Below are 5,985 nucleotides of genomic sequence, written 5' to 3'. Positions count from 1 at the left end.
GGCTCTCAGCATGCTCTAGGAGAGCCTGTCCGGCTGGTCATGTGTGAAGCCAGAGTCGGATCGAGGCAACGGTGACGGTGCCATGGAAGACGTAGGCGCGCTTGTCGAACCTCGTGGCGACCGCCCAGAAGGTCTCGAGGGCGCTGATCGTCCGCTCAACTTCGTGCCTCCTCTTGTAGATCGTCTTGTCGAAGCCAGCGGGTCGGCCGCCCTTGCTCCCGCGGGCTTGGCGGTTGGCCCGCTGGTTCTCCGGCTCGGGATGGTGTGCTTGATCTGGCGTCGGCGCAGACAGCGTCGGTTGTTGGCGGGAGGGAGCACGCCTCGTCGCCGCCGAGATGGTCGGGCCGGGTGCGGGGGCGCCCGCCGCCCAGTCGGCCGACACCGATCCGTTCCCTGACCGGGATGAGTTGCGGGGCGTCGCCCCACTGGCCCGGGGTGATCAGCAGGGCCAGTGGGCGGCGTCCGTCCTCGCCGGCGAGATGGATTTTGCACCGGCGACGGCACGCAGCCGGGAGACGCAAGCGGTGATCTGGCGGTCCCAGTCGCCGAAGAGGTCCCGCGCGGCTGGGTGGAGGAAGAGGTAGCGGACGAGGTTGCGGTGTTTGGCCGGCCAGTCCTCCAGGCCCGCGTACAGGGCGAGGCGGCCGGGGTTCCAGGCCAGCATGTCCATGCTGCGGCTGATGACGTAGGCGGGGTTCGGCCGCAGCGACTCCAGCAGCAGCTTCAGGTGGGGGCGCACGGTGCGACTGGGTGCGGGGGGCGGCTCGGGGGCATAGCGGGCGGCGCGAGCGGCGAGCTCGCGCAGGTGCTGGTGCTCTTGGACAAGGAGTTCACCCGGAACGAGACGCGGGCGACGACAGCCGCGACAAGCCTGCTGCGCAGGGCCGGACGACGGCTACTGCTTTGGGCAAGGCGTTGGCAGGAGGTAGCAGATCCGCTGCGCCGACACCTTGGACGTCTGGCCGCCGACCGTCCGCACCACGAACTTGAAATCCCCCGGATGGTTCGCATACGAGCGATGGTTCACAGCCGGAGCATGTTGCGGGGGGTTTGGATTTTCATAATGATCGAACGTGAGCCTGCCAGCGCTCTGGTAGATTTTGTTGTCTCCCGGCCACTTATTCGGACATGCGGAGGCACTGCTGGCGGGCCGCCAGCACGTGAACGCGCCGTTATGGGGGCGGGCTGACGACTTGTAGGCGACAAAGGGGCCAGGGCAATAGGTCACGCCGTTCCTGGTGGGGCACTTTTGGTTCGCATATTCGTGATACGAATTGAGTACCCAATTCACCTTCCTCGGTGTTGTTGGGCATTCCTTCTTCTGGGGATGGAAGCAGACCCAGAACTGCTCGGGCCGAGGGCGATCCCCGTCCGTCTTATAATTCCAGGATGCCACGTGCGCGATCTTGATGCCCACATGAGATTTCTCATCGAGCAGGAGGGCATTGTGGACCCGGAAATACTTTGGTTCCCCCGGAATCTTGTAAATTACCGCCACGCCCGCCGAAGGATTCGCCTGCGCTGCTGTGGGTGCCAAGTTCGCGGCGTCAGCGGGACGGGTAGCGGCAGGGCTCAGCGACAGGGCGGGTGCCACAGCTGCAGCGGTGAGAAGCATGGTAAGCCGTGCGGTTCGGGCCAGGCGGCCTGCGTGTACGGACATGGGGTGCTCTCCTTCTGATGTCTGGGTTTCGCGCGGACATGGCGGGCTCGGCTATAAACCGAGCTGTAAAGTGTGGTGTCAGGGGCGGCTCACGGGCGTAGCTGGCACTCGAGCGACCCCCATGGCTGCTGTCAAATTGAATGCTCTGAATTCCGTTTTGCTGTTGGTACACACGGCCTCGCACGCGGTGCCCTTCTCGGGTTATCGGGTCCACGTAGTGGGAGTGGCGTCGCCTTCGGTGTTCACGAGAGCGCTGTCCACCACGCAGGGCGGGGCGCCGGGGGCGACGTCGAGATTGATCCAGTCTCCTGGGATCCGGCTGTCATTGATGAACGCGTTCCCCTCGTGGTTTGTCGTTACGCGAAACTCCTTGCCTGCGAAATCTCCATAGCCCACCACCGTAAAACCGAGGGTCTCCGTTTCCACGCACCTGTTGGCGGCACCGGGCATTTGGTACCGGGCCTGGCGGGGCTTGAGGTTGTGCGGCCCGGAGCCCCCCGAAGTGACGAGGGTCTGCTCGGGAACGCTGCTCTCAGCGACTGCTGGCGCGGCAATGAGCACCGAAGAGATGACGACTCCCGTCACCGCCGAAAGACCCCTGATGGGCCACGCAGATCTCTTGGCCCGCCAGCCGAGGTGACATGGTTCGAGTCGGGCATGCTCGCGCTTCTCCTGTGCTGCGGTCTCTAGGCCCGCCTGGCCTACGCATCCCCTTCTTGCTGATCGGTGGTGAAGGTTTGCCACAGCGAACCGGGCCAGTACCTGAAAAACCGAAAGATCAGCTACCTGGGCCAGCAGGTTTACAGCGAACGGGGCGGACCGTCTGCGCTGGCGCACCGACGAAGACGGCGAGCTGCCGCCTTCGTCGGGCGCGATCGTCTCCCCTTACGACGTCACGGCCCGCTATGCCCGCCGCGGGGCAGACCACCCGCTGGAAGGGATACGTCGCGCATCTCACCGAGACCTGCGTCGCAGGTGACGGCACGAACGTGATCACGGATGTGGCCAACAGCGGCCACCACGAGCGACGCCCGAGACCTTCCGGGCGTCCACACCCGTCTCGAGCGCCGCGGGCTGCTGCCCGCAGAGCATCTGGTCGACGGCGGCTACACCTCCCTGGTCTACGTGGAGCAGGCTGCCCGCAAGCACCAGGTCACGGTTACCGGGCCACTGCCGGGCACCCCACCCGCCAGCACCGCCAGAACGAGGGCTTCGGCCGGGACGACTTCCACATCGACTTCGACCGTCGGCAGGTGACCTGCCCTCAGGGCCAGGTCAGCCAGGGCTGGCACGGTCCGTATCCGACCTCCTCGCCGACCACGGCCCCGCTGATCGTGGCGCGGTTCACCAAGGCCCAGTGCCAGCCTTGCCCGGTCCGCACCCGCTGCACCACCTCCGGCGATGGTGCCCGGAACGTGGGCTTTCCCCCGCGAGAACTCCGCGACCTGCAAGTACGGCTCCGCACCGAGCACCAGACACCCGGCTGGAAGGCCCGATACGCGGTTCGCTCCGGAGTAAAGGGCATTGTCACCGAGTTCGCCCATGGACACGGCATGCGTCGCTGCCGCTACCGGGGACAGTCGAAGGCCCACTTACAGCACGTGTTCACCGCCATCGCCGTGAACAGCGAAACGTCTCAGGAGACTGTCGCCGAGAGACACAACACCTCCGTCTTGGCCACCAACGGCCTTCCAGGCCTACCTGGACCAACACGGGATCCCCCGGCTGAAGTCCTGGCGGTCCGCCAGCGACTGCCCTCGCCACTTCCAACATCTCCGACAGAGTCAAGTTAGGGAGACTTCTATGTGATCGGCAGGCTGCTATTCCTGACGCCCGAGCAGCGCGAGATGCTGCGCGAGGTGGGGGTGGGGGTGGGGGTGGCCCCGGGGAGGCCGCGGCCGTCGTGCCGCGCGTGTTCGTGCTGGCCGCCGCTAATACTCCAGCTGTAGATCGCGATCTTCGTAGTGCGCGGTCGGCCGGGCCGTCTCTCGTCCCGGGTTGGTCCGACTGGACGGATCTGACGGTGGGTCGCGCCGGGACGTTCCGGGCGGCGGCAGAGCCTGAGGTTATGAATGCGGCACCTGACCAACCATGAACATCAACCTCAGGAGCCACACGATGCGCCCCATCAGGGCAGCCTGTTACGGCACGGCCACTGCGCTGGTCACCCTTCTCGCCTGCGCCCCTGTCGCGGCCGCCGGGACGGACACCGATTTCGCCCACGCCAAGGGCGGAGACCGAGTCATCACACTCATCGGCCATCTCGCGCAGCAGACGCGCTTCCCCGTCAACCCCGGCGGCAGCCCCGCCCAGGGCGATCGGACCGTCTTCCGCTCGGACCTCTTCGACCAGGTCGGCAACCACGTCGGCGACACCGGCGGCACCTGCACCACCACCCGGGTCGACAACGGCGGAGCGGAGGAGTGCATCGTGAACTACAACCTCCCCGGCGGCCAACTCACCGTGCAGGGGATGGTCTTCGGAATTCTCAACCCGGGCCCTCCCCCTTCGTTCGACAACGCGATCACCGGCGGCACCGGGGTATTCGACCGGGCTCGTGGCTCGGTCCACGCCGACACGATCGGTATGGGCACGAGGCGCTTCACGATCGACCTCGACAGCTGACTGCCCCTGCCCCGCCCGGTGAGAAGGCTGGGCCGTCCACGGCACGGCCCACCGGCTCGCTTGGTCCCCTTGGCGACGCCGCAAATGAAGTCCGGCTTGCCGACGGTAGCGGCTCCGGCGTGCGCGGGCTTGGTGGCGTCGGCGCCAAGTGGACCAGCGCCATCGGTGCGCAAGGTCGTGGACAGGCCAAACGAGTAGGGCGGTGAACAGGCGCTGGATCTCGTTGCAGGTGAACGGGATCATTCCGATCGGACTGGTTCCATCGTCGGGCAGGTCTTGGCCATGGCGTTCGAGGGCGGCAGCGACCGCTAGGAAGGCGTGCGCGAGCAGAGCCAGGGTCACCCAGCGGTGCCAGGAGTTCCAGCGGCGGACCTGCTATTCGTCCAGTCCGGCCAGGGTCTTCGAGCTCTGGAACGTCTCCCCTACCGTCCAGCGGCCTCCGGCGACCACGACCAGGGTGGAGACTGGCACTGTGCTGGCCACACAGCTGCACCTTCCCCTTGATCGTGGACACCTGGAGACTGGGGCATGAGGTTCCAGAGGAAGTAGCACCAGGTGGGGAGGCAAGTGCACGAAGCGGTACACCGCGGAGTTCAAACGGGACGCCATCGCACTCGTCGACTCCACGGGCTGGACAGTCACCGCGGTCGCCCGAGTAATCGGCATCAGCCCGGACTCCTTGCGTGGCTGGTACCGCCAGGCCAAGGCCGACCGGGGCGAGGGCCAGCCAGGGGAGCTCACGGCTGCGGAACGCGTGGAGCTCAAGCGGCTACGCAGGCAGAACGCCGAACAGGCCAAGCCGACTGAAGTGCTGCGAACAGCCGCGGTCTTCTTCTTCGCGAAGGAGAGCGATCGATGAACAACGCGTACGCGTTCATCGAGGCAGAGAAGACCGCCCACGGCGTCGCTTTCCTGTGCAGGCTGCTGAAGGTGGCCCGCTCTTCCTGCTACGCCTGGCTCGCCTCGGCGAAGAGCCGGGCCGCACGGCAGGCCGCCGACGAGGCCCTGGCCCACGAGATCAGCGTCATCCGCGTCGCTTCCCGCAAGACTTACGGTGTCCCGCGCGCGTCCATGCCGAACTGCGGCGCCTGGGCCGATGCGTGAACCGTAAGCGTGTCGCCCGCATCATGCGCGAGCGTGACATCCAGGGCGTCACCCGCCGCAATCAGCGCTCGCTGACGCGGCCGGACAAGACGGCAAGGCCGGCCCCCGACCTGATCGGTCGGCTCCCACGCCGATCAACCGGGAACCAAACCGGTCGGGGACATCACCGACCTGCCTACCGGCGAAAGCGGCTCTGCCTCGCCTGCTGGCTGGACCTGGCCACCCGTGAGGTCGTCGGCTACTCGATGGCCGATCACCATCGCGCCACCCTCGTTGTCGACGCGCTGAAGATGGCCGCCGGCCGGGACCGGCTCCGGCCCGGCCGCATAGGGGTCCTCGCGCGTGTACCGGCTGACGTATTGGCCTCGGGCTTTCACGAGTCGTGCCGTCCACTGTCGAAGGAGGACTTCTCAGGTGAAGCGTACGGGCCTGCATCCGCATGTCCGCGTCCAGGGCGACGGCCATGAGGCACGTCAGTCAGGCCGGTGGATACTGCTGGTCAAAACAGTCCGCAAGACCGGTCTGAATCAGGCGATAATGATCACTAAGGCTTGTCCCGTAACGATCTTGGAGTCGGGAGTGGCATGGGCGGCTGC

Annotated in this window: 7 protein-coding genes and 4 pseudogenes; 7 read left to right on the top strand and 4 right to left on the bottom strand. The window is 66.4% G+C overall.

Annotated features, from left to right (window positions below; genetic code table 11):
- Positions 1–37: 37 nt before the first annotated feature.
- The 3 genes and pseudogenes from ACFW2E_RS39655 to ACFW2E_RS39645 all read right to left on the bottom strand — a co-directional run.
- Positions 38–554, bottom strand: a pseudogene (locus ACFW2E_RS39655) (IS5/IS1182 family transposase); the annotation flags it as partial.
- Positions 464–820: pseudogene (locus tag ACFW2E_RS39650) on the bottom strand (transcriptional regulator); the annotation flags it as partial. The pseudogenes ACFW2E_RS39655 and ACFW2E_RS39650, both read right to left, overlap by 91 nt.
- A 75-nt stretch (positions 821–895) precedes the next feature.
- Positions 896–1,660: a hypothetical protein gene (locus ACFW2E_RS39645; protein WP_384474777.1), complete on the bottom strand. Its 765-nt coding sequence runs from the start codon at positions 1,658–1,660 to the stop codon at positions 896–898.
- 999 nt (positions 1,661–2,659) lie between these two features.
- On the opposite strand from ACFW2E_RS39645, the gene ACFW2E_RS39640 reads away from it, so the two are divergent.
- The 3 genes from ACFW2E_RS39640 (at position 2,660) to ACFW2E_RS39630 (ending at position 4,285) form a co-directional block, all read left to right on the top strand.
- The gene (locus tag ACFW2E_RS39640) at positions 2,660–2,917 is read left to right on the top strand and encodes a hypothetical protein (protein WP_384474774.1); all 258 of its coding nucleotides are present in this window, start codon (positions 2,660–2,662) and stop codon (positions 2,915–2,917) included.
- A complete protein-coding gene (locus tag ACFW2E_RS39635) occupies positions 2,914–3,453 on the top strand; it encodes a transposase (RefSeq protein WP_384474771.1) in 540 nt (179 codons plus the stop codon). The genes ACFW2E_RS39640 and ACFW2E_RS39635 overlap by 4 nt, the downstream gene beginning before the upstream one ends.
- A gap of 325 nt (positions 3,454–3,778) precedes the next feature.
- Positions 3,779–4,285: a hypothetical protein gene (locus tag ACFW2E_RS39630; RefSeq protein WP_384474768.1), complete on the top strand. Its 507-nt coding sequence runs from the start codon at positions 3,779–3,781 to the stop codon at positions 4,283–4,285.
- Between the two features lie 93 nt (positions 4,286–4,378).
- On the opposite strand, the pseudogene ACFW2E_RS39625 reads toward ACFW2E_RS39630, so the two are convergent.
- Positions 4,379–4,792 (bottom strand): annotated as a pseudogene (locus ACFW2E_RS39625) (IS701 family transposase); the annotation flags it as partial.
- A 76-nt stretch (positions 4,793–4,868) separates the two neighbouring features.
- Between ACFW2E_RS39625 and ACFW2E_RS39620 the strand changes: the two are divergent.
- The 4 genes and pseudogenes from ACFW2E_RS39620 to ACFW2E_RS39605 form a co-directional block, all read left to right on the top strand.
- Positions 4,869–5,144, top strand: a pseudogene (locus tag ACFW2E_RS39620) (transposase); the annotation flags it as partial.
- A complete protein-coding gene (locus ACFW2E_RS39615; protein ID WP_384474765.1) occupies positions 5,141–5,389 on the top strand; it encodes a hypothetical protein in 249 nt (82 codons plus the stop codon). The pseudogene ACFW2E_RS39620 and the gene ACFW2E_RS39615, both read left to right, overlap by 4 nt.
- Positions 5,386–5,856, top strand: a complete 471-nt coding sequence (locus ACFW2E_RS39610) for a hypothetical protein (RefSeq protein WP_384474762.1) — start codon at positions 5,386–5,388, stop codon at positions 5,854–5,856. The genes ACFW2E_RS39615 and ACFW2E_RS39610 overlap by 4 nt, the downstream gene beginning before the upstream one ends.
- On the top strand, positions 5,804–5,985 hold a 182-nt coding region (locus ACFW2E_RS39605), incomplete at its 3' end, for a hypothetical protein (protein WP_384474780.1). The genes ACFW2E_RS39610 and ACFW2E_RS39605, both read left to right, overlap by 53 nt.

The sequence above is a fragment of the Streptomyces sp. NPDC058964 genome (genome assembly GCF_042741275.1).
Lineage (GTDB): Bacteria > Actinomycetota > Actinomycetes > Streptomycetales > Streptomycetaceae > Streptomyces.
Note: the sequence above shows the minus strand (reverse complement) of the source record. Positions and strands in the feature narration are given on the sequence as shown.

Coding starts and splice junctions, on each gene's coding strand:
- ACFW2E_RS39645 (WP_384474777.1), bottom strand. CDS start 1,660: ATGTCCGTACACGCAGGCCGCCTGGCCCGAACCGCACGGCTTACCATG.
- ACFW2E_RS39640 (WP_384474774.1), top strand. CDS start 2,660: ATGTGGCCAACAGCGGCCACCACGAGCGACGCCCGAGACCTTCCGGGC.
- ACFW2E_RS39630 (WP_384474768.1), top strand. CDS start 3,779: ATGCGCCCCATCAGGGCAGCCTGTTACGGCACGGCCACTGCGCTGGTC.
- ACFW2E_RS39615 (WP_384474765.1), top strand. CDS start 5,141: ATGAACAACGCGTACGCGTTCATCGAGGCAGAGAAGACCGCCCACGGC.